The 18,680-nt window shown below is 47.3% G+C and carries 17 protein-coding genes and 1 pseudogene; 8 read left to right on the top strand and 10 right to left on the bottom strand.

Translation table 11 applies throughout. The features are described 5' to 3' along the window. Positions 1 to 362: 362 nt before the first annotated feature. The gene (locus HP552_RS21200; protein ID WP_175397374.1) at positions 363 to 1,850 is read left to right on the top strand and encodes a right-handed parallel beta-helix repeat-containing protein; all 1,488 of its coding nucleotides are present in this window, start codon (positions 363 to 365) and stop codon (positions 1,848 to 1,850) included. A 98-nt stretch (positions 1,851 to 1,948) separates the two neighbouring features. Here HP552_RS21200 and HP552_RS35630 read toward each other — a convergent pair. Next, a pseudogene (locus HP552_RS35630) lies at positions 1,949 to 2,145 on the bottom strand (nucleoside hydrolase-like domain-containing protein); the annotation flags it as partial. 161 nt (positions 2,146 to 2,306) lie between these two features. Between HP552_RS35630 and HP552_RS21195 the strand changes: the two are divergent. Next, the gene (locus HP552_RS21195; RefSeq protein WP_175397373.1) at positions 2,307 to 2,957 is read left to right on the top strand and encodes a hypothetical protein; all 651 of its coding nucleotides are present in this window, start codon (positions 2,307 to 2,309) and stop codon (positions 2,955 to 2,957) included. A gap of 102 nt (positions 2,958 to 3,059) precedes the next feature. After that, positions 3,060 to 3,620, top strand: a complete 561-nt coding sequence (locus tag HP552_RS21190; protein WP_175397372.1) for a DUF1697 domain-containing protein — start codon at positions 3,060 to 3,062, stop codon at positions 3,618 to 3,620. Between the two features lie 116 nt (positions 3,621 to 3,736). Here HP552_RS21190 and HP552_RS21185 read toward each other — a convergent pair whose 3' ends face one another. Further along, positions 3,737 to 4,180 carry an Hsp20/alpha crystallin family protein gene (locus HP552_RS21185; RefSeq protein ID WP_175397371.1) on the bottom strand — a complete coding sequence of 148 codons (444 nt, stop codon included), beginning with the start codon at positions 4,178 to 4,180 and terminating at the stop codon, positions 3,737 to 3,739. Positions 4,181 to 4,384: 204 nt separating this feature from the next. After that, the gene (locus tag HP552_RS21180) at positions 4,385 to 5,278 is read right to left on the bottom strand and encodes a LysR family transcriptional regulator (RefSeq protein WP_175397370.1); all 894 of its coding nucleotides are present in this window, start codon (positions 5,276 to 5,278) and stop codon (positions 4,385 to 4,387) included. Positions 5,279 to 5,424: 146 nt separating this feature from the next. On the opposite strand from HP552_RS21180, the gene HP552_RS21175 reads away from it, so the two are divergent. Together HP552_RS21175 and HP552_RS21170 are read left to right on the top strand one after the other, a co-directional pair. Continuing rightward, positions 5,425 to 6,207: an SDR family NAD(P)-dependent oxidoreductase gene (locus HP552_RS21175; protein WP_175397369.1), complete on the top strand. Its 783-nt coding sequence runs from the start codon at positions 5,425 to 5,427 to the stop codon at positions 6,205 to 6,207. 220 nt (positions 6,208 to 6,427) lie between these two features. Further along, positions 6,428 to 8,014, top strand: a complete 1,587-nt coding sequence (locus HP552_RS21170) for a choice-of-anchor I domain-containing protein (RefSeq protein ID WP_175397368.1) — start codon at positions 6,428 to 6,430, stop codon at positions 8,012 to 8,014. 142 nt (positions 8,015 to 8,156) lie between these two features. On the opposite strand, the gene HP552_RS21165 is transcribed toward HP552_RS21170, so the two are convergent. Further along, positions 8,157 to 9,416, bottom strand: a complete 1,260-nt coding sequence (locus HP552_RS21165; protein ID WP_175397367.1) for an amidohydrolase — start codon at positions 9,414 to 9,416, stop codon at positions 8,157 to 8,159. 226 nt (positions 9,417 to 9,642) lie between these two features. Between HP552_RS21165 and HP552_RS21160 the strand changes: the two genes are divergently transcribed. The 3 genes from HP552_RS21160 to HP552_RS21150 all read left to right on the top strand — a co-directional run bounded on the left by HP552_RS21160 (position 9,643) and on the right by HP552_RS21150 (position 12,747). Further along, on the top strand, positions 9,643 to 11,295 hold the full coding sequence (locus HP552_RS21160; RefSeq protein WP_246310993.1) for an alkaline phosphatase: 1,653 nt from the start codon (positions 9,643 to 9,645) through the stop codon (positions 11,293 to 11,295). Between the two features lie 206 nt (positions 11,296 to 11,501). Beyond that, a complete protein-coding gene (locus tag HP552_RS21155; protein WP_175397366.1) occupies positions 11,502 to 11,867 on the top strand; it encodes a VOC family protein in 366 nt (121 codons plus the stop codon). Between the two features lie 13 nt (positions 11,868 to 11,880). After that, positions 11,881 to 12,747 (top strand): DUF4850 domain-containing protein, encoded by an 867-nt coding sequence (locus HP552_RS21150; protein ID WP_175397365.1) that lies wholly within the window; start codon positions 11,881 to 11,883, stop codon positions 12,745 to 12,747. Between the two features lie 291 nt (positions 12,748 to 13,038). On the opposite strand, the gene HP552_RS21145 is transcribed toward HP552_RS21150, so the two are convergent. From HP552_RS21145 to HP552_RS21120, 6 genes are all read right to left on the bottom strand, one after another. Next, positions 13,039 to 14,571 (bottom strand): methyl-accepting chemotaxis protein, encoded by a 1,533-nt coding sequence (locus tag HP552_RS21145; RefSeq protein ID WP_175397364.1) that lies wholly within the window; start codon positions 14,569 to 14,571, stop codon positions 13,039 to 13,041. A gap of 312 nt (positions 14,572 to 14,883) precedes the next feature. Beyond that, positions 14,884 to 16,026, bottom strand: a complete 1,143-nt coding sequence (locus HP552_RS21140) for a DUF4179 domain-containing protein (protein WP_175397363.1) — start codon at positions 16,024 to 16,026, stop codon at positions 14,884 to 14,886. After that, positions 16,016 to 16,564: an RNA polymerase sigma factor gene (locus HP552_RS21135; protein ID WP_312884325.1), complete on the bottom strand. Its 549-nt coding sequence runs from the start codon at positions 16,562 to 16,564 to the stop codon at positions 16,016 to 16,018. Before HP552_RS21135 ends, HP552_RS21140 begins: the two co-directional genes overlap by 11 nt. 237 nt (positions 16,565 to 16,801) lie before the next feature. Next, positions 16,802 to 17,335, bottom strand: coding sequence for a DUF5412 family protein (locus HP552_RS21130; RefSeq protein ID WP_175397362.1), 534 nt, complete (start codon positions 17,333 to 17,335; stop codon positions 16,802 to 16,804). 10 nt (positions 17,336 to 17,345) lie between these two features. Next, entirely contained in the window at positions 17,346 to 17,966 is a 621-nt protein-coding gene (locus HP552_RS21125) for an SMI1/KNR4 family protein (RefSeq protein ID WP_175397361.1), read from the bottom strand. Positions 17,967 to 17,992: 26 nt separating this feature from the next. After that, positions 17,993 to 18,676 carry a hypothetical protein gene (locus HP552_RS21120; RefSeq protein ID WP_246310992.1) on the bottom strand — a complete coding sequence of 228 codons (684 nt, stop codon included), beginning with the start codon at positions 18,674 to 18,676 and terminating at the stop codon, positions 17,993 to 17,995. Between the last annotated feature and the right edge of the window lie 4 nt (positions 18,677 to 18,680).

Genomic DNA, 18,680 nt, shown 5'->3' with positions numbered 1-18,680 from the left:
TATGGATCCATCATCCATCCCTATCATCTCTTTTGTTTGTCCATTTAGGCCACCGTAACCCTTCACCACTTCACCGTTCCCGCTGTCCAGATCCGTGCTGATATCTGTTTCGCTCCCCGATCAAACTACAATTCAATCTCATCCGTTCCCCTGCATAATTCAAGCAACGAATCTGCCATATGTGCGCAATCCTCATATCCCAGATTTCCGGAATGAGCGACAAGAATCGGGTACTCCCCATCTCGGGGTAACCCTCCATTACACGTGCGAATTCTACCTTTCTATGAGCATATCATGGCTTATTTCACCATTCAAATCTGTTATAATCAAAACTTCACAGCTATTCATAAGGAGGAAACACTTTGCTTCGTTCAGTCTTATTTTGTTTTCTGGCTCTGACGCTGCTGGCAGCGGGTTGCCAGGGTCAGGCTTCATCCATACCAAATCCCGTTCCGACTGAGCTATCCGATCATGAGGAAGTCTATTACATATCACCCAAGGGTGACGATACGAACAGCGGGACCATCCACTCCCCCTGGAAAACAATGCAGCATGCTGCGGATCAAGTTACGCCAGGAAGTACGGTTTATTTGCGGGAGGGTGTGTATCGCCAGAAACTCAAAATCACCCGGAACGGTCATTCCGCCGATGATCCTACCGTCTTTTCCAGCTACCCTGGAGAAAAAGCCATTATTGATGGTACAGGTCTGTCTGTAAGTGGAATTGAAGGATTGATCGAACTTGAGAATGCCAGTTATGTCACGATCCAAAATTTCGAAATCCGCAACTTCACCACTACCATTGGAGACCAGGTACCCACAGGAATTTACGTGCATGGGGCAGGAGAACACATTCAAATCGCGGGTAACACCGTACACGCTATCGCGAGCAATGTACAGCCGGAAGGACCTGATTTAACCGGCAGGGATGCGCACGGCATTGCCGTTTATGGCACCGAACACCCCGTTGCATTGCGGAATATCCTGATCCAGGATAATGAATTGTATGATCTCGTGCTGGGTTCAAGCGAGTCACTCGCTGTTAACGGTAATGTCGATACCTTTTCCATATTGGATAATACAATCCATGATTCGGACAACATCGGCATCGATCTGATTGGGTACGAGGGTACTTCTGAGGACGACACGTATGATCAGGCCCGCAATGGAATCGTACGGGGAAACGAGGTCTACGACATATCTTCCAATCTCAATCCTTCCTATGGAACAAGCCTCCCGAACGGCAGTAATTCGGCTGGGGCCATCTATGTAGATGGAGGTACAGCTCATATCATTGATCAGAACCGGGTCTACCGCAACGATATAGGGATAGAAATCGCATCAGAACATGCGGGACGTTCGACAAGCAGCATTACGCTGCAGGATAACCTGGTCTATCACAACAGGCTGACAGGCATTGCTATGGGAGGATATGACGAGGAACGAGGATCTACTGAACATAGTACGATTATGTATAATACACTATTTAAGAATGACACCCTGGGTGCAGGCAATGGTCAGCTATTCGTGCAGGCCATGACGAAGAATAATACGTTTACACACAACATTGTTGTATCCGGCAGTTCCGGCGTCCTGATCTACAATGAATACAATAGCAATTCAGGGAATGTAATTGACCAAAATGTGTACTACACCCCGATCTCAGAGGAAGATGCCCTGTGGGTCTGGAAAAACAAAGGATACTCCGGCTTCTCAGCCTACATCAAGGACTCTGGTAATGACGCTCAATCACAGTATGTGAACCCGGCCTTTATGGATGAGCCCGGCGAAGACTTCAACCTCCAGCCCGGATCGCCCGCAGAAGGATATGGCCACCTTGCACCCCGATAACATTAAAGAGTCCATATGAGACAACCAACCTTACATCCTAGAAAATAAGAGTCTGTGCTTAACTGCACAGGCTATTTAACTTTCTATGAGCAATACCTTAAGGAATACTCGGCCTCATATCGTTTCGTATAAGGATCGTAATCCAGCACATTATTTCTAAACAGCTTGTCATTCACGGCACCGAATCGACCACCCCAGCCGCCGAAGGAAGGGTCTTCCATACTCCGCAGTTATCAATCAGGTAGAAGAAGGACGGGGAATCCCCCTCGGAGATAAAGTCGCATTTAGCATGTTCATGAAAGGATGTAAACACATTAAATTTTATTTTTTCCGGTATGCCTGAAGTAAGTCAACAACAGGGTGTAAGCTTTTCCCATTTTGATATATTATAATTCTTAGGATAACTGGATCACATACATAGGCATGACATTCACACCTTCTGGAGGAATTAAACCCATGCATAAACTGAACGCTGCCTTAGAGCGGTTTGTTGAACAGCAGGATTTGTACAATGAAGCTTACGGACTTTTCAAACAACATGATCTGCGCCCTCGCCAACAACCTTACCCACCCGAAGTGGACAAGCGGATACCACTCTCACCTGAGCTTCTGTATTTGTACACCCATTATGAGATGAGAGATGCAAATGCTGAAGGAACACTCAAAATGAAAAATGCGGCTGTGGAAATTGGTGATGCTGCCCTGTTATCCTTTGTTGCACCTGAACACCTGCACCGCCAGCAGCAGGGCTACCGCTGGATCGGCATGCATGAGCCATATGAGGAATCTCCCTCCTGGATAACAAGTCATGTTGTTATTGCGAATTTCAATGATGATCCATTGATCGTGGATACGAGCGCACCGAACTCACCCGTCTATGCTGCCTTTGAAGGTGGAGAACCCAAGTGTATCGCGGATTCGTTGTCCGACTTGTTCACTGCACTCGCCATCCTGATTGAAGCAGCTCGCACTTATGGCGGAGAAGTAAAGGATGAGGAAACCTATGAAACCAAGCCCGAATATGTGGAGCATGTCGAACCTTTATTGAATAATCTGCTGGGCGAGGTGCATATGAAACATTTATTCGAGTATTTATCCCTTCGTTAAACTGCTGAAATATAGAATATTAATGATCGGAAGATCGGTATGGAATTGGATCGATGTGTAACATTCTAAATATAATTTACTTTTTGTAAACGGGGGACGATCATGATTTATGTTGCTTTGCTTCGGGGCATTAATGTAGGCGGGAACAATAAAATTAATATGAAGCAGTTAAAAGAAACGTTCGAACAAGCTGGCATGCTGGATGTTGTGACTTACATTAATTCGGGCAACATCATATTTGCCGACCATCAGGAACGTCCCAATGCCAATGTTGAGATATCCCAGATGCTCGAACAAGCCATTGCCGCAGACTTCGGATTGCAGATCCGGGTTGTGGTGCGCAATATGGATGAAATGCAGACCGTGCTTCAGGCCCTGCCAGAGGAATGGACCAATGATGAGCAGGCAAAGAGTGATGTCATGTTTCTCTGGGATGAGGTGAACGACGTCTCGGTTCTGGACAAGCTGCCCCTCAAACCCGAAGTCGGTACATTGATTTACGTTACAGGAGCCATTTTATATTCGGTCAGCAGAGAAGATGCCACCAAAAGCGGAATGAACAAACTCGTGGGCTCCTCCATCTACAAATATATGACGGTTAGAAACGTCAATACGACCCGTCAGATCTATAAACTCATGCAGGCTGCGGCAGAGAGATCATAAAAGAATCCAATATGTAATAAATCCCCCATGGGATGGCATGGAGGAAACATCGGCCGGATGTCTGCTCCATGCTGGCTGCCGTGAGGGAAAGCTATTTAAGACTGTACTTGCAATGATTAGTCAATCTGAATACGTCTGCGGGTATGATCATCCCCTGGGCGTTTTGGAATTTCAAGCTTCAGCACGCCGTCTTCCAATCTGGCCTTGATGTGCTCCTCATCAATCTGTTCCACATAGAAACGTCGAAGGAATGCACCTGATCGGCGCTCCTGCCGAATGATTCGATTGGAATCATCCTTCTGTTCATGGAATTCATTGCGTTTGGCACGGATGATCAATTCATTGCCCTGAACCTGAATATCGATATCTTGCTTGGCGATGCCTGGAAGCTCGGCCTCGATCAAGTACTTGTCGTCCTCCTCACGGATATCCGTCCGGAATGGCTGGCTGCCGGTTCCAAAGGGAGAAACCCATGAACTGTCAACCATATCATTGAAGGATTTCAGCATGTGTCCGAACAAGTCTTCATTTCGTTTACGAAACGGGATCAGATCAAACATAAACATCATCTCCTTATATGTGATTGGTTTGTTGCTGCCTTACATGAATTATTATATTCCCCTTGTTGAAAATGCTCAAAATGCGTAAAAGCTGAAAACAGACGATTTTTTCTCACGAGAACTTGTTGTTCCAAAATAGATCCTATTTTCTTTTATTTCGACCTTTTTTGACCTTCTGACTTTTACTGACTATTGTTGTGTATGTTACCCTTCATATTGAAAACGATCCAAAAAACGCCTGATAATGAGATTGGAAGATTTACTCTCCCTCATAACCCAACCAATGGAAATGACACGCTGCACACCTTCAATCTCAAGGATGGAGAAGTCATGGTGCAGAACACTTCTGTCGTGTGTGAACGAGTATTCATGACCAATCGTCACAGCATCTAATTGGGCCAGAGCCGCATAAACAACTTCGGAATTATTCGTTCGAAACAATACATCCACCTCTCCCACCGCCTGTGAGAGTTCTCCCACAAACAGGTCCACAAGTTCATCATTAAATAACACAAGTGTCTCATTTTTCAACTCACGCATCGTGATCGATTTCCTGCCTGCCAAGCGATTGGTATGATTTACACATGCACGCATAACCCCTTCATCAATCGGAACAAAGCGGAGTCCTTCCAGATGCTGCTCCATATCATCTCTGTACAAGGCGATTAGACCGAGATCAACTTGTTTGTGACGTACATCTTTGATAATATTGCGCGCAGCACTTTCGGATAGCTCAAATTTCAGATCCGGATACCGTTTTTTCATACTCGCGATGGTAGGTATAATGCCCGGGACTCCTCCAGGTATGGCAGACAATCGCAGCTCTCCATGGATCGATTCCCCGATATACTGGGCATCCTCCTTGATGGTTTGCACCGTATCCACGACAGATCTCATTTTGTCCAAAATGGGCTTGGCGTGTTCCAGAAGATATGCACCATTACGGGAACGGCTGAATAACTGCATGCCCAGCTCATGCTCCAGACGAGTTATCGCCTGACTGATGGTGGATTGCGTAACCGACAAGGCCAAAGCAGCGATTGTGATTGATTTTGTCTTTTCAACTTCAAGCACATACATCATTTGTTCCAGATTCATAGAAAACCTCTACCCTCTTACATTAATTTAATTTAAGCCAAGTGTATTTTTCTTAAATATACATGAACCATAAAATTAAGTATACTTTGAATTGAAGATGAATGTAAGCGAAACCATTATTCTTATAAGACGAAGGAGTGTTACATATGAATACATTTGAAAATCGATTTGCAGGTAAAGTGGCGATTGTTACAGGTGCAGCATCCGGTATCGGTTATGCCATTGCGAGACGACTTGTCCAAGAAGGGGCTTCTGTACTTGCCGCTGATTTGAATATGGAGCGTCTGGAAATCATCCAGGGCGAACTCGGGGAACGTTTTATCGGCGTTAAAGCCAATGTGACCGTTGAAAATGATGTGGAAGAAATGGTCGGTGCGGCAGTCAAACAATTCGGAAAACTCGATCTGGCCATTAATGTGGCAGGAGCCTCACGTGCAGGCGTAATCACTGAACTCTCCGAGAAAGATTGGGACTTTACCGTGGATTTGTGTATGAAAGGTGTCTTCCTGAGCATGAAACATGAAGCCATTGAGATAGCTAAACATGGTGGCGGAGCCATTGTAAACGTGGCTTCCCTCAACTCTCAGGTACCCATGTATGCCGGATCGGCCTATGCCTCTGCCAAAGCTGGCGTCGAAATGCTCACCAAGAACGGAGCACTTGAAATGGCTCGTAACGGTATCCGCGTGAATGCCATTCTTCCCGGCCTCATCGATACCCCGCTAACTGCCGAACTGCTCTCCAATGCAGATATCAAAGAAGCCTATATGGAGCGGATTCCAATGAAGCGCGCGGCACAGCCGGAAGAAATGACGGGACCTGCCCTGTTCCTCGCAAGTGAGGATGCAGGATATGTGTCCGGTTCCAGCCTGATCGTGGATGGGGCTTGGGCAACCACCGGTTATCCGGACCTGAGCCGTTGGTTCTAATCCAGAGTAACGTTCCGTATTGCTACGGAACCATTACACAGCATAGCCTATTGACAGAGCATATCTCTGCCATAGGCTTTTTTTTTTGCATTGGAGCTTGGATGACCCACATGTTTTACACAAACGCTCTACTTCGCTTACTTCAGCTTAACAATTCGGCCCTATACTGAAACAATTGTACATACCATCAACCATGAAACGGTAAAGGGGATCTGGAACTGTGAAAAAGAGAAATCAATGGCTCGCCGTTTTGTCCATGACTGCCATACTTGGCGCAGGGGCAACCAGCTATACATCGATGGTCAATGCGGCCAGCACTACGGAATCTGCGAATGATCATATCGTACTGCGAACAGCCATCCAAAATATGCAGGGAACCATTACATGGGACAGCAGCACCCGAAGTGCGGACATCCAGTTGGGAGAGATCCGGGTGCAGCTTCCGGTCGGAACAGCCACAGCTACCATTAACGGTGTGCAAACTCCACTGGACAGCAAAAGTTATGTGACCAAAGGAACAACTTATGTATCTCCACAAACATTGAAGTTGATTACGGATCAAGTGATTCTGACCCAAAATAAAACCGGTTTTGAACAGACAGCGGCTTTCCAGATGCCAAGTGGCAAAGCTGAAATTGCTGCTTCCACTCCGGATGGCCAGCGTTTGCTCGTAACCGAGGCCGACAATGGCAGCATTTCCGTTCTGGATATTGCTGATCTGAATAACGTAAACGTTCTGAAAACCGTTAGCTTCCATGACCTCTCTGCCAAAGCGGAGGTTACCAGCGTAACCGTATCCAAGGATGGCAAATACGGCCTGGCCGTTATTCGTACAGGTGATACAGATACGGAAGCGAACAAGGGATTGCTGGCGATTGTTGACCTTACCACCTATAAAACAGTGAAGACCTACGAACTTGGCATTGGACCAGACTCCATCGCATTATCCCCGGATGGATTACACGCTGTGATTGCCATTGAGGATGAGGAGCTTAACAAAGCTGCGGATGAGATTGATTACCCCAATGCAAAACGTCCAGGCAGCATCATGATTGTCTCTTTTGCTGGCGGAAACGTACTTGAAGGAGAGGTAACCAGCCTCCCTGTATCCCTGGAAGATGTGAACGGAGCAAGCTATCCGCATGATCCGCAGCCGGAGTATGTCGCTATTAGCCCGGACAGCAAAACAGCGGCTGTTACATTACAGGAGAACAACGTCATTGCCATCATCGATCTGGAAACAAAGCAGATCAGCTCCATGTTCTCCCTTGGTACGACTTCACATCAAGCCGATCTGAAAGATGACGGGATCGTTCAGTTCACCGAAAGCCTGGCAGCTCGCTATGAACCAGATGGTATTGCTTTCTCTGCGGATGGCAAGTACCTGCTGACTGCCAATGAAGGCGACTTGGGCAAAGATGAATTCGACAATGGTATTAAAGCAGGCGGACGCAATATCGCAGTCTGGGATCTGCAGGGCAAGCGTGTGTATGACAGCCAAAACCTCATTGACGAAGCGACCGCCAAGGCAGGTTTGTACCCGGATGATCGCAGTCCCAACAAAGGCAGTGAAGTCGAGAATCTGACGGTATCCACCGTGGATGGTACAACCTATGCTGCCGTGGCTTCCGAACGGGCCGATGCCATTTTGTTCTTCGATCTTGCTGACCCGGTAAATCCGGCCTATCTGGGCTTGATTCCAACAGCTGGTGAGTCACCGGAAGGCATTCACCGTGTTAACGGACGCAGCGTATTTGTAAGTGCGGATGAGAGCACGGGAACACTTAGCTTTTTTGAGAAAAAGTAATTCAGGTTCTCTGCAGGCAACTGCACATGGAACTGGAATAACATGAACTTAAAAAGGACAAGAGAGCATCGATGCTCTCTTGTCCTTTTCTTGCTATCTGCGTTTATATGAGGAATCATCATGCCCCCCCACATGTTATTCGTCATTGAACGTTACGAGCCAATCGCTCCAGCCATTCTACCGCCGGAGCGAGGACTGCTTCATCAATATCGAATTCCGGATGGTGATGGGGTGCGGGCAGATCGCTGCCAACAATCATGTACGTAGCGAGACCGCCCTGCTCCTGTACACGTTTGATCATATAGCTGGCATCTTCGCTGCCCAGGGCAGCCCCGTCCGAAATTGCTTCTGCATGCCGAATTCCGGAAATTCCCTCTGCCTGCTTCACGGCAAGTGCGGCAAGTTCCATATCACAACGGATGGGAATGGCTCCACCTACAATCTCAATCGTAACACTTAATTCATGCATGGCTGCACTGTGTTCGAGGATCTGACGTACCCGTCGCTCCAGTTCAAGATTCGTTTCTTCCTTGGTGGAACGCGTCTCGATCACCATTCGAGCGTGTTCAGCGATGATGTTCGCGCCGGTCCCGCCTTCCAGGATTCCAACATTAATCCGAGTATCGGCTGTACTGAACCGAGGCAGCGCATGAATATTGAGCATGGCTGTTGCAGCACCAAGCAGCGCATTTCGGCCTTCCTCAGGGGAAGCTCCCGCATGCGAGGATACTCCCGTAAAGTGTGCTTCCAGCTTGGTCGTTGCCAGGAAACCGGCGGATGCCCCTTTGACATGACCGGACGGCACATCGGTACCCAGATGCATACAGAACAGGCGGTCTACCTGTTCAAGCATGCCTTTTTCCACCATGGCATATGCACCGCGCACTCCCTCTTCGGCAGGCTGGAACAGCAGCCGCACTTTCCCCGCAAACTGTCGGTCGCTTAACCGTTCTGCTAGCGCAAGACCGATACTGGTATGCCCATCATGTGCACACGCATGCATGATTCCTTCATGGGTTGAGCGGAAATCCCCGGCTTGTGGTGTATGCTTGTTCATCTCACTTTCACGAATCGGCAGGGCATCCATATCGAAGCGAAATGCAGTTGTCGGTCCTTCCTGAATTCCTTCCAGCTCGGCTACAACAGCCGTGAATCCACCACGCATGTGCTCCACTATGGCCGGATCTGCCCCCTCGCGGATCGCTCGCTGGTAGGCATCCTCCAGCACTTCCGGTTGGGGCAGCCCCCGCCGGGACATGTCATCAATGGCATCTTTTCCATACGTGACACGGTAACCTAACGCCGTTAACATCAGTACAACTTTGGTGGCGGTGCGAAATTCAGTGAATCCCAGTTCGGGATATTGATGCAGCTCTCTGCGAAGCGCAATAATGTCGATCATATCCTTTACTCCTCCCTCAACTCTTTCAGTTTCCCACAGCCACTGGGGGTCTTTATGGAATTCAGAATCCTTCGTCCAAAAGGGCTAACATCCTCTCATTTTTGATTATACAATTTAATCGTAAATTTTACATTTAGTTAATCCATTCCTTACGCTCGTTTAGCAATTGTTGTATACACTGGATCTTGGATACCAAACTATACATATTTTCTAGGAGGATGCATTCATGTTAAACCGGTTCAATGCCCGTGCAGCCAAAATGATGCTTGCGGTTACGACAGTTGTTACAGCTACGCTGGGAGGAAGCAGTGCTGCGTGGGCTGTGGAAGACACCGCCACATCTGCATCAGCATCACCGATCAAAAATGTCATTATCCTGATCCCGGACGGCATGGCTAACGATGCGACTGCACTTGCTCGCTGGTACAAAGGGTCTTCCCTGACTTTGGATTCCATGGCCAGCGGTATGGTTCGCACACACTCCGCGGATGCGCCGATTGCGGACTCGGCTCCTGCCGGAACGGCTTTTGCTACAGGTTATAAATCACATACAGGATATGTTGGCGTACTGCCGGATAAGGCAACCATGCCTGGACAAAAGGCCATCGCTCCTGGAGATGAAAAAAAACCGATCGCTTCCGTTCTGGAAGCATCCAAACTGGCAGGTAAGGCAACCGGCATTATCGCTACCTCCGAAATCATGCACGCTACACCGGCCGACTTCTCCGCTCACTATCCGGACCGCAAAAATTACGATGCACTCAGCAAACAGCAAGTATATAACGGTATGGACGTTGTTTTGGGCGGGGGAAGCCGTTACCTGGAGCCAGCGGGCCGCCAAGACGGCGAGAATCTGGTCTCTTCCATCAAGGCACTGGGTTACGATTACGTAACAACACCGGCTGCAATGAAAGCTTCGGACTCCGGCAAGCTCTGGGGAATGTTCGCACCTGCGGGCATGTCCTATGACATGGATCGCGATCCCGCGAAACAGCCAAGCCTTGCTGAAATGACATCCAAAGCCATTGAAGTCCTGTCCAAAGATGAAGACGGCTTCTTCCTGATGGTAGAAGGCAGCAAAGTGGACTGGGCGGCTCATGCCAACGATCCGATTGGAATTATCAGTGACGTACTGGCATTTGATGATGCTGTAAAAGCAGCGATGGATTTCGCCAAAGCAGATGGAGAGACCGCTGTTGTGGCTGTGACTGACCATGGTAACGGCGGACTTACCATTGGTAATAATGCAACAACTGGAACCTATGACAAAGAACCGTTATCCACATTTATCGGACCGTTGAAAAAGGCCAAGCTGACAGGTGAAGGCGTGGAAGCGAAGCTGAATGCCAAACGCACCAACATCAAAGCAGTCATGAAACAATACTATGGCATTTCTGATCTGACTTCCGAAGAGATCGCTACAATCAAAGCAGCCGAGCCAGGCAGCCTTAACTACGCGATCGGGCCAATGATCAGCAAACGTGCGGGCATCGGCTGGACGACGGGTGGTCATACAGGCGGAGATGTGGTGCTGTATACGTATGCTCCGAACAATGACCGTCCATTCGGCGTGATCGACAACACGGATGTGGCTAAATACATGGCACGCGTACTGGACCTGGATCTGGACAGCGTGAGCAAACAATTATTTGTTCCTGCCAAACAAGCATTTACAGCCAAAGGAGCAACTTACAAGCTGGATCTGAAAGACAACAAAAATCCGAAGATTCTAGTAACGAAAGGCAGCACGAAGCTCGAACTGCATATCTATAAAAATATCGCATTGGTTAACGGAAAAAAGACTGAGCTGGAAGGCGTAATCGTATATAACGGCGTCGAAGCCTTTGTACCACAAGGTGCAGTGGATTTGATCCAGTAATTCGACAGTCCGCCTGTAACCAAAAGCGCCATAATACGAGAGCGCAGGAACTTTTACAGAACTTTACCAAGGGTTTAACCATTTGGCTGCCGAATGTTTCGGCAGCTATTTTGTTGTTTTTTTACAAGGAGTGGGTTCCAGTCCCCGCTTATCGTATAATGAACGTGACATTGATAATAGGAGATAAATAAAGGAGAGATTCACCCATGTTGATCAAACTAAATTGGATCACGCTTCGGGTACGCGATTTGAAAGCCTCACTCGGGTTCTACCACGGTATGCTCGGGCTTCCAATTCAGCGTCAATTCGAAAGCCGTGGACGGCAGATCGCCATGCTAGGCACTGAAAAAGAAACCATGCTGGAATTAATTGAGGGCAACGAATCCATTCTTAAAAAAGAAGCTGGCGTGTCCATCGGCTATGAGGTAAGCTCGCTGGAGGAAGCCATGGAACGGCTGGCGGCGCTGGATATTCCTATTGTACGCGGCCCCATCCAGTCCAATCCTCACCTGCGCTTCATTTACATTGCCGACCCGGACGGCTTCGAGATACAGCTCGCCGAGCATGGATGATCCGGCGGAAGAAATGAAAAAAAATGTGAAACATCGCCTATCTGCCAAGCCCCGTCGCAGAGTAGTATGGTTCGCTGCAATCGCTGCCGCGTCCCTTTTTACATGTGGAATTTATGTGGGGTTTAACACCTGGGGAAATAGTTATGCTCCTGCACCTGCGCAAGGAGGTATTCCACAGGATTCAGCACCTGTTCAATCGACGGGGGAAACCATCGTTTTCCCAGGAATGGATGGCAGTAAGATTAAATTGCCTCTGCAATTGTCGGAAGTACAGCTCAGCATTGACAGCGATAGAAGCTATATCAGATCTGCTCCTCCTCGAATCCCGGAGATAAGTTACGAACTCTCACCGGATCTGAAAGACAAGCTGCAAGCAGTACTGGTGTATCGACCAGACATACCAGGCGGTTACCTGTTATTAGCACCAGCTGGCTGGAAAGCTTCCGGAACCGTGGGTGCGAACGGTTCATATGGGCTCACGCTGACGAATCCAGATGATACAGAAGAGACCCTGCATTATTCAGATAATGCCTGGGCCTGCCTGGGCTGTGCTATAAACAACATTGGAACCTATTTCCCCGATCAGGCCAACTGGGCAGATGAACAGGGTTTCTCAGTCTATAAGCCTATCGCTTTTGACGAATGGAATGATGTCGGATCGGAGGGGGATGACCACCGAACAGCATTGTTTGTGACGACATCAAAGGACGGATTCCATCAGGAAGGTGTCGCCTATTACGCAGAAGACAGCAATGGTTATTTATTCAGGCTGTTGGAATTCAATCTTACTCAAGTTTCCTCCATTGAAGACGAGACAATTCAGTCCTCTATGCGTTTTTTCCAGTCCCAACATGGACCGATAAATATTGAGACAGACTAGGTGCATGTCTAGAATCGCCATTTTTTAGCCTATATAAAAAAATCTCTAGTTGCGTCCAGAACATGCTCGGAATGTTCACTGCTGCACAGGCCTTGTTTCAGGCTTTGGACTTGCTTATCTCCAGCCAGTTCATTGATTCTCCTCCTCCAAGTACTTCATACACTACAATACACTGTAAAGGAGATATACCTAGTGTTCAAGTTATAGCGCAGGCGATCAAAAAAAGCCCGGCCAGCACGATGAACATGCACGGACGGGCTTTTAGCATTTCCTTTAAAGGTCTCCTGGACACTAAGCCGAGAGTGTATCCATCGGCACGCTACCTGGTGAAGGACGATCAGCTACCTTTTCTTCGCTGGTAACAGAGGAAGCCTGATGATCTGACACCAGCTCATTCAGGTTCAAGATCAACTGCTCCAGCTCGCCGAAGCTGTCCACCATCTTCTGAGTCAGGCTGCGCTGCTCCTCCATACTGGCAAGAATCTCTTCAGCAGCTGCACTGGATTGCTGGGTCACACTTGAAATCTCGGAAACCTCATTCACCACTCTTGTAGAGGATTCCTTCATCGTTGCTGAACTGCTTTCAATATCCGTTGCCTGATTCAGCACTTCCTGGGAATTGTTATTAATGGTACGGAACACGACTTCTGCCGTCTGCACGCTGTCTCTTCCTTCTTGAAGAGCGAGGCGAATACGCTCGAAGCGATCCGTCAGCGCCTGTGTCTGTCCTTTTAACCGGGTCAAAATGGTAGCTATGTCACTTGCCGATTGACCTGAATGCTCGGCCAGCTTGCGAACTTCCTCCGATACCACTGCAAACCCACGACCATGTTCTCCTGCACGAGCGGCCTCGATCGCAGCATTGAGTGCAAGCAGGTTGGTCTGGTTGGCAATGTCCGAAATACTGTTCAGCATCAGGGACATGGACTCACTTTCCTCGTTGAACTTTCTCATATCAGCAGCTGTTGTATTGATCGTCTCATAGAGCTCCCGCATCTGTATATTCAGATGGTCCATCTGGGCACTCCCCGTTTCCGTACTGGTCGCCATACTGGCAGACAGCTCTTTCATTTGAGACGAATAGGAAGCAACATCGCGGATATGATGATCCGACAAGGAGAGAGACTCCGAGATTTCGGCTACACTGGTTGCCTGGAACTCAACGCCTTTGGCCACTTCACTGAATCCGAGCGTCACCTCATGAGTAATGGAACCAGTTGCCTCCACTTTTTGCTTCAGTTGATCCGTGTAACGGGACAAGCCCTCCACAGATTCTTTGACCCGTTCCAGCATGGTTTCCACTCTCTCTTTGGAGCTCTCCACCTCTTGCCAGCGTACTTCGCTTTCACGGAAGAGTCTTTGATTCAAATGGGAGACCATCATCAGGATCGCTCCGGTAAGGGCAAACATGCCCACGTTAACAATGTTTCCAATAAAATCAATCGTATTTTCTGTATTTATGACAAATAATTGAAGGACACTATTTGCGAGTGATATGAAAAATCCAATCATAAAAAACTTCTTGTTCGGATACAGCAGCAATATTGCAGTTAAGACCAAACTTAGCGAGAAATTGACAGCCCCCCAACCAACGTAGACCCCACATATTGTAATGATCAGTGTGACCAGCCAAGGAATTAAATGAATGTGTTTTCGTTTCACATTAGCATATGTAACCCAACCCGCAAACAAAATGGCTAGTCCATTGGAAACAAGCAGCTTAGGAAGCAGAAAGAGCATGCTCAGACCAATAACAACTATAATCCACAAAATAATATTGATCAGCTTGTTCCTTTTCCAAATAATCTCATCGTACCGACTCATCCGTTCCCCGTCCTTTATCTAGGTAAATGTGGTTTTTGTAGGGCAACTCTGTACTACATTCCATTGGTCTATGGTCCTGCATATACGCAATCCGCAAATACCTCGCGCCGTAGCATAGTACAAATTAACTTCATAAACATGAAATAATCGCCACATTATGTATATCGGTATTCTAAATTTAAAATTTATATGCAACGATAAAATAATATGCTTCCATATCATATTGACAAACGGGAAAAAGCCTGCTTATACGCTTTCACGTACATGCAGGCCAGGTTAATTCAAGTGAATCAGGGTGTCTACTAACCAATCCTATTTAATTTTCAACTTGATCATATTGCGCTCTGCTTCTTGAAGGTCATCGTACACTTTGCCAGGTTCACCACGCAGCTTCATTACAAGCGATTGCGGATCGTCCAGCAGATTGCTGCTGAAGGAGTAGATCATGCCGTCTTCCGTTCCATTCCCTCCTACCAAGGATAGCTCTGTCTGCCTTCCATCCTTGGTTGTAGATACAATTTTAATAGGGCTAACTGCATCGTAGATGGAAAGTTTGGTTTCATAATCAATCTTTTCGCTAGGTTCATAAATGAATCTGACACGAGTCACAAGAGGTGATATTTCTACTTCAGATAACATCACTTCATATCCACCAACTGTGAATAGCTTATTCAGTTCTAAGACTTCCGTTTTGGGAACCGAGAATTTTGGGTCCAGATTGAAAGTGATGTTCATTTTTTTTGAAAATTGATACTTGCGTTCCTTTTTGACTGCATCTGAATCAGTCCCCTGGTTCGGAACAACGGATGAAATCTGTAGATTAATCATGACTTGTTCAGGCAAGGGTTGCTTTTGTGTAAGCTCTATGGTGCTTCGACCATAAATGGTGTGGTTATCATTCGAGGTATGCAAGCCCCCTGAATTTCCATTATCTATTAACTTACCGGTCAGCGCATTTGTCATTTTCGTATTAACGACCGAATAGATCTCCTGAGAGTCATCTGTTTTTGCCGTATACAAAACGATTAATCTGTTTTCATCTGCCATCACTGCATTGACAGTAAATTGATATATTCCGGATTTCACCGTACGGTCCACGAGTTGAAAATAGCCATTATTGATAGCAGAAACAAGAGTTTCCCCATCAACGTCCTTTGCAGCTAAGTCCCGGAATGGCTCCAGAACTCCCCAATCCTGAATGGGTTCAACGGCTGTTGTCTGTGGGGCAAAGCCCCCTCGGTATGGCCCGAGCAGAAACCATCCTGCAGCCATTGCCGTTATAAGCACAGCAGTAAGCCATTTGATCTGGACACCACTTGTCGTTCGCCTCGCTCTTGCAATCGCAAGCCCTCGCTGGATGGCAAATGCCGTATCTGCCGGATTCAGTTGCTTTTTCTCCAGTTCGACCTGATATGCGTCTGCAAGAAGTGCCTTTTCCTCCGGACTAGTTTCCATGCCAATCCCCCCTGTTCTTCATCAATTTCCGTAACTGCTCCAGCCCCTTGTGCTGCCAGGTTTTAATGGTTCCTTCGGGTTTTCCGAGGATCGAGGCTATGTCGCTCAGCGTCATGTCGTTATAATACTTCAGCAGTAATACATGACGATACTTCGGTTTTATTTTCTTCAAAAGCGACCACATGGCAATTCGGTTATCATCCAGGCCAGCAACCGCAGCATCCGCAAAAGCTTCCTCCCAACCATCATTAGACAGCGGCGCGGTTCGCTTGCGGCGTCTCTGTTCGTCAATACAGACATAGATCAGAATCCGAATGATCCATGACTTAAACGCCTTCTCATTTTTCAACGTCCGACGCTTCGTCCAGGCCCGGCATGTCATTTCCTGCACGGCTTCCAGAGCATCATGACGGTTACGCAGATAACTGTAGGCAATGGAAATCAGGGTATCCTGATGCTCCATGATGGACTGAACAAACACCGTCTCGTCTTCGGTTTGCACGAACATGATCTTCTTCATCTCTGCTTTGGTCTCCACCCCGCATCCCTCCTTCTCTCTCTTTCTGTGGTTTAAGACGGGTGAATGCACCAAACGGTTTTTATTATTTTCTTGCATATCAAAAAGCTCCAATTGCGAAACAAAGTAAACACTCTGAAGAAGACTCAAGGCTCTCTGGAAATATTTTGAGTCTAAGTATAAAAAGAATGACCCCTGTTCAATACAGAGATCATCTTCATCAATCCATATAAGCCTCTCTATTATCCCAATTAAAAATTACTGTAAGCTCCAGATTTCCCCTTGCTGTAAATTCACTCTGTGATCATTAATTAAAATGGTGTGGTTATTACTCCATTCCAAGTCGACTTGATCTACCTTTCGCTCCGAGTAAACAACTTTTTTAAACCAAAGCGGCCCCTGTAATTCACCTACAACACCAAATGTCCCCATTGCACCAGCATCCGTTTTATAAAATTTTAATGTATAGTGCTGATCTGGCGAATGAGTAATCGTAAGTAATTCTTTTGATCCGGAAAACATGGTGGTAAATGATACAACGACAATAAGCAAGAAAATCAGGACTGAAGAGAGAATCGTCGAGATCCAGCTCCTTAGCTTCGCAAACTTGTCCGACTGATCTTTAAAACCAAGTATAGCTAGAGCTAGCACTAAAATAGAACAAACGAGCATCACATAGGTAGGCGGAACGATTAACCATTGATTATTCATATGGGAATATAAAGAGTAAAACGAAATGAAGTATAAAATGAGCACGAACAACAATGCAATCCAGCTCATTTTTTTCACCATCAAGAATCCCCTATTCTTCATGCAATTCACCGATGGAATGATCCAGCCACAGTTCATACCACTCCAGAAAACGCAGCCGGTCCGTATTCCCCCAGTAGTGATCCGGATAAATCCCATTTCGATTCGCCCGATCATCGGTCCAAATTTCTCCACTGCATGGTCCGTTCAAGACCAGATTCATGGAAATGCCGCAGCCAAAATCACTAATACGCAGCAGGCCTGCCGACCATTTCGGATCGAGATATTCATGGTCCAGCGCATCCCACTCCTCTTCTTCCTTGCTCTCATCGTACCAGTCATAGTCCCAGTTCCAAGCTTCGGCAAATTGAAAAGCATCCGAGATGGCATTCAGCTCATCATCATATCCAATCACGGCATACACCCCGTCGTCCGGCCTCTCCAACCCGTAATATGGACCTGCGCCACCCGATCCAATATGCAGCAGGAAAGCGCGATAATCCTCAGGCAGCCTAATCTTCCAATTCTGTTCGAACACTGCGATCCTTTCCGTTGTCCATACGGGATCCATCTCATATTCATGGTTCTCTGCGCCAAATAAGTCCATCTCCGGGTCCAGGCTTTGAAGAATTTTCAACTTCTCGCGTATGCGTTTCAGCTGCTGTTCATGCATATCCGCTCGTCTCCTTCGCTGCTCTGCTAACTACTCCGTTCCACAACGTATCCACGTTGAAGCAACTCATCCAGCGCTGCTTCTGTATCGCGCGCGGGGCATAGCTCCCTGATTAGACTGGCTGTCACTGGTTTCCCCTCATATACTTCAGTTAACGCAGACAAGGACAATTCCTGTGTGTCATAATATCCTTCTGCCCAATCAGCAAATGCCTCTGGCGTTTCCTCAATATAGCCCAGCAAAAAATCGGCACCGCCTGTGGCGTCGTCTTCGCTTTCCTCGTTTAACGCTTGCTGAATCCAGCTTCCAGCTTTCCATTGTGGATCGTTTCCTTCCTGCCAAACACAAAAGGTAACATCCTCCAATTCCAACGCTTCCCCATGATCACGCAAAATAGTCAATAATGCTTCTGGCACTTCGTCATACATGCCTGGGTAGACTTCTCCATCTTCTCGGGCATGTGGACTTAAGGGTGATTCATGGTCGAATCCCTTGATTAACGTACCGTAGCTGGTAAACAACACATGCAGGTGATCACCTGCACCATTATCGATGCTCCCCCATGCCACACCAGGCTGCAGCTCGGCTTCATAACGGTGTACGCGGAGCCATTCTTCCTCTGACATGATGATATCCAACGCTGCAAGTATGCGCATGTGTTGATGCAGTGTATCTGAATTCGTTATCGACGTGAAATTCCAATTCAGCATGTGA

Origin of the sequence: Paenibacillus xylanilyticus (assembly GCF_013359935.1) — a bacterium.
Classification (GTDB): Bacteria; Bacillota; Bacilli; order Paenibacillales; family Paenibacillaceae; genus Paenibacillus; species Paenibacillus xylanilyticus.
The sequence above is the reverse complement of the archived record's forward strand: the minus strand, read 5'-3'. Positions and strand labels throughout refer to the sequence as shown.

What these genes read in the sequence shown, in the direction of transcription:
- HP552_RS21195 (WP_175397373.1), top strand. Translation starts at nt 2,307, where the DNA reads ATGCATAAACTGAACGCTGCCTTAGAGCGGTTTGTTGAACAGCAGGAT.
- HP552_RS21190 (WP_175397372.1), top strand. Translation starts at nt 3,060, where the DNA reads ATGATTTATGTTGCTTTGCTTCGGGGCATTAATGTAGGCGGGAACAAT.
- HP552_RS21185 (WP_175397371.1), bottom strand. Translation starts at nt 4,180, where the DNA reads ATGTTTGATCTGATCCCGTTTCGTAAACGAAATGAAGACTTGTTCGGA.
- HP552_RS21180 (WP_175397370.1), bottom strand. Translation starts at nt 5,278, where the DNA reads ATGAATCTGGAACAAATGATGTATGTGCTTGAAGTTGAAAAGACAAAA.
- HP552_RS21175 (WP_175397369.1), top strand. Translation starts at nt 5,425, where the DNA reads ATGAATACATTTGAAAATCGATTTGCAGGTAAAGTGGCGATTGTTACA.
- HP552_RS21165 (WP_175397367.1), bottom strand. Translation starts at nt 9,416, where the DNA reads ATGATCGACATTATTGCGCTTCGCAGAGAGCTGCATCAATATCCCGAA.
- HP552_RS21160 (WP_246310993.1), top strand. Translation starts at nt 9,643, where the DNA reads ATGTTAAACCGGTTCAATGCCCGTGCAGCCAAAATGATGCTTGCGGTT.
- HP552_RS21155 (WP_175397366.1), top strand. Translation starts at nt 11,502, where the DNA reads ATGTTGATCAAACTAAATTGGATCACGCTTCGGGTACGCGATTTGAAA.
- HP552_RS21150 (WP_175397365.1), top strand. Translation starts at nt 11,881, where the DNA reads ATGAAAAAAAATGTGAAACATCGCCTATCTGCCAAGCCCCGTCGCAGA.
- HP552_RS21145 (WP_175397364.1), bottom strand. Translation starts at nt 14,571, where the DNA reads ATGAGTCGGTACGATGAGATTATTTGGAAAAGGAACAAGCTGATCAAT.
- HP552_RS21140 (WP_175397363.1), bottom strand. Translation starts at nt 16,026, where the DNA reads ATGGAAACTAGTCCGGAGGAAAAGGCACTTCTTGCAGACGCATATCAG.
- HP552_RS21130 (WP_175397362.1), bottom strand. Translation starts at nt 17,335, where the DNA reads ATGGTGAAAAAAATGAGCTGGATTGCATTGTTGTTCGTGCTCATTTTA.
- HP552_RS21125 (WP_175397361.1), bottom strand. Translation starts at nt 17,966, where the DNA reads ATGCATGAACAGCAGCTGAAACGCATACGCGAGAAGTTGAAAATTCTT.
- HP552_RS21120 (WP_246310992.1), bottom strand. Translation starts at nt 18,676, where the DNA reads ATGCTGAATTGGAATTTCACGTCGATAACGAATTCAGATACACTGCAT.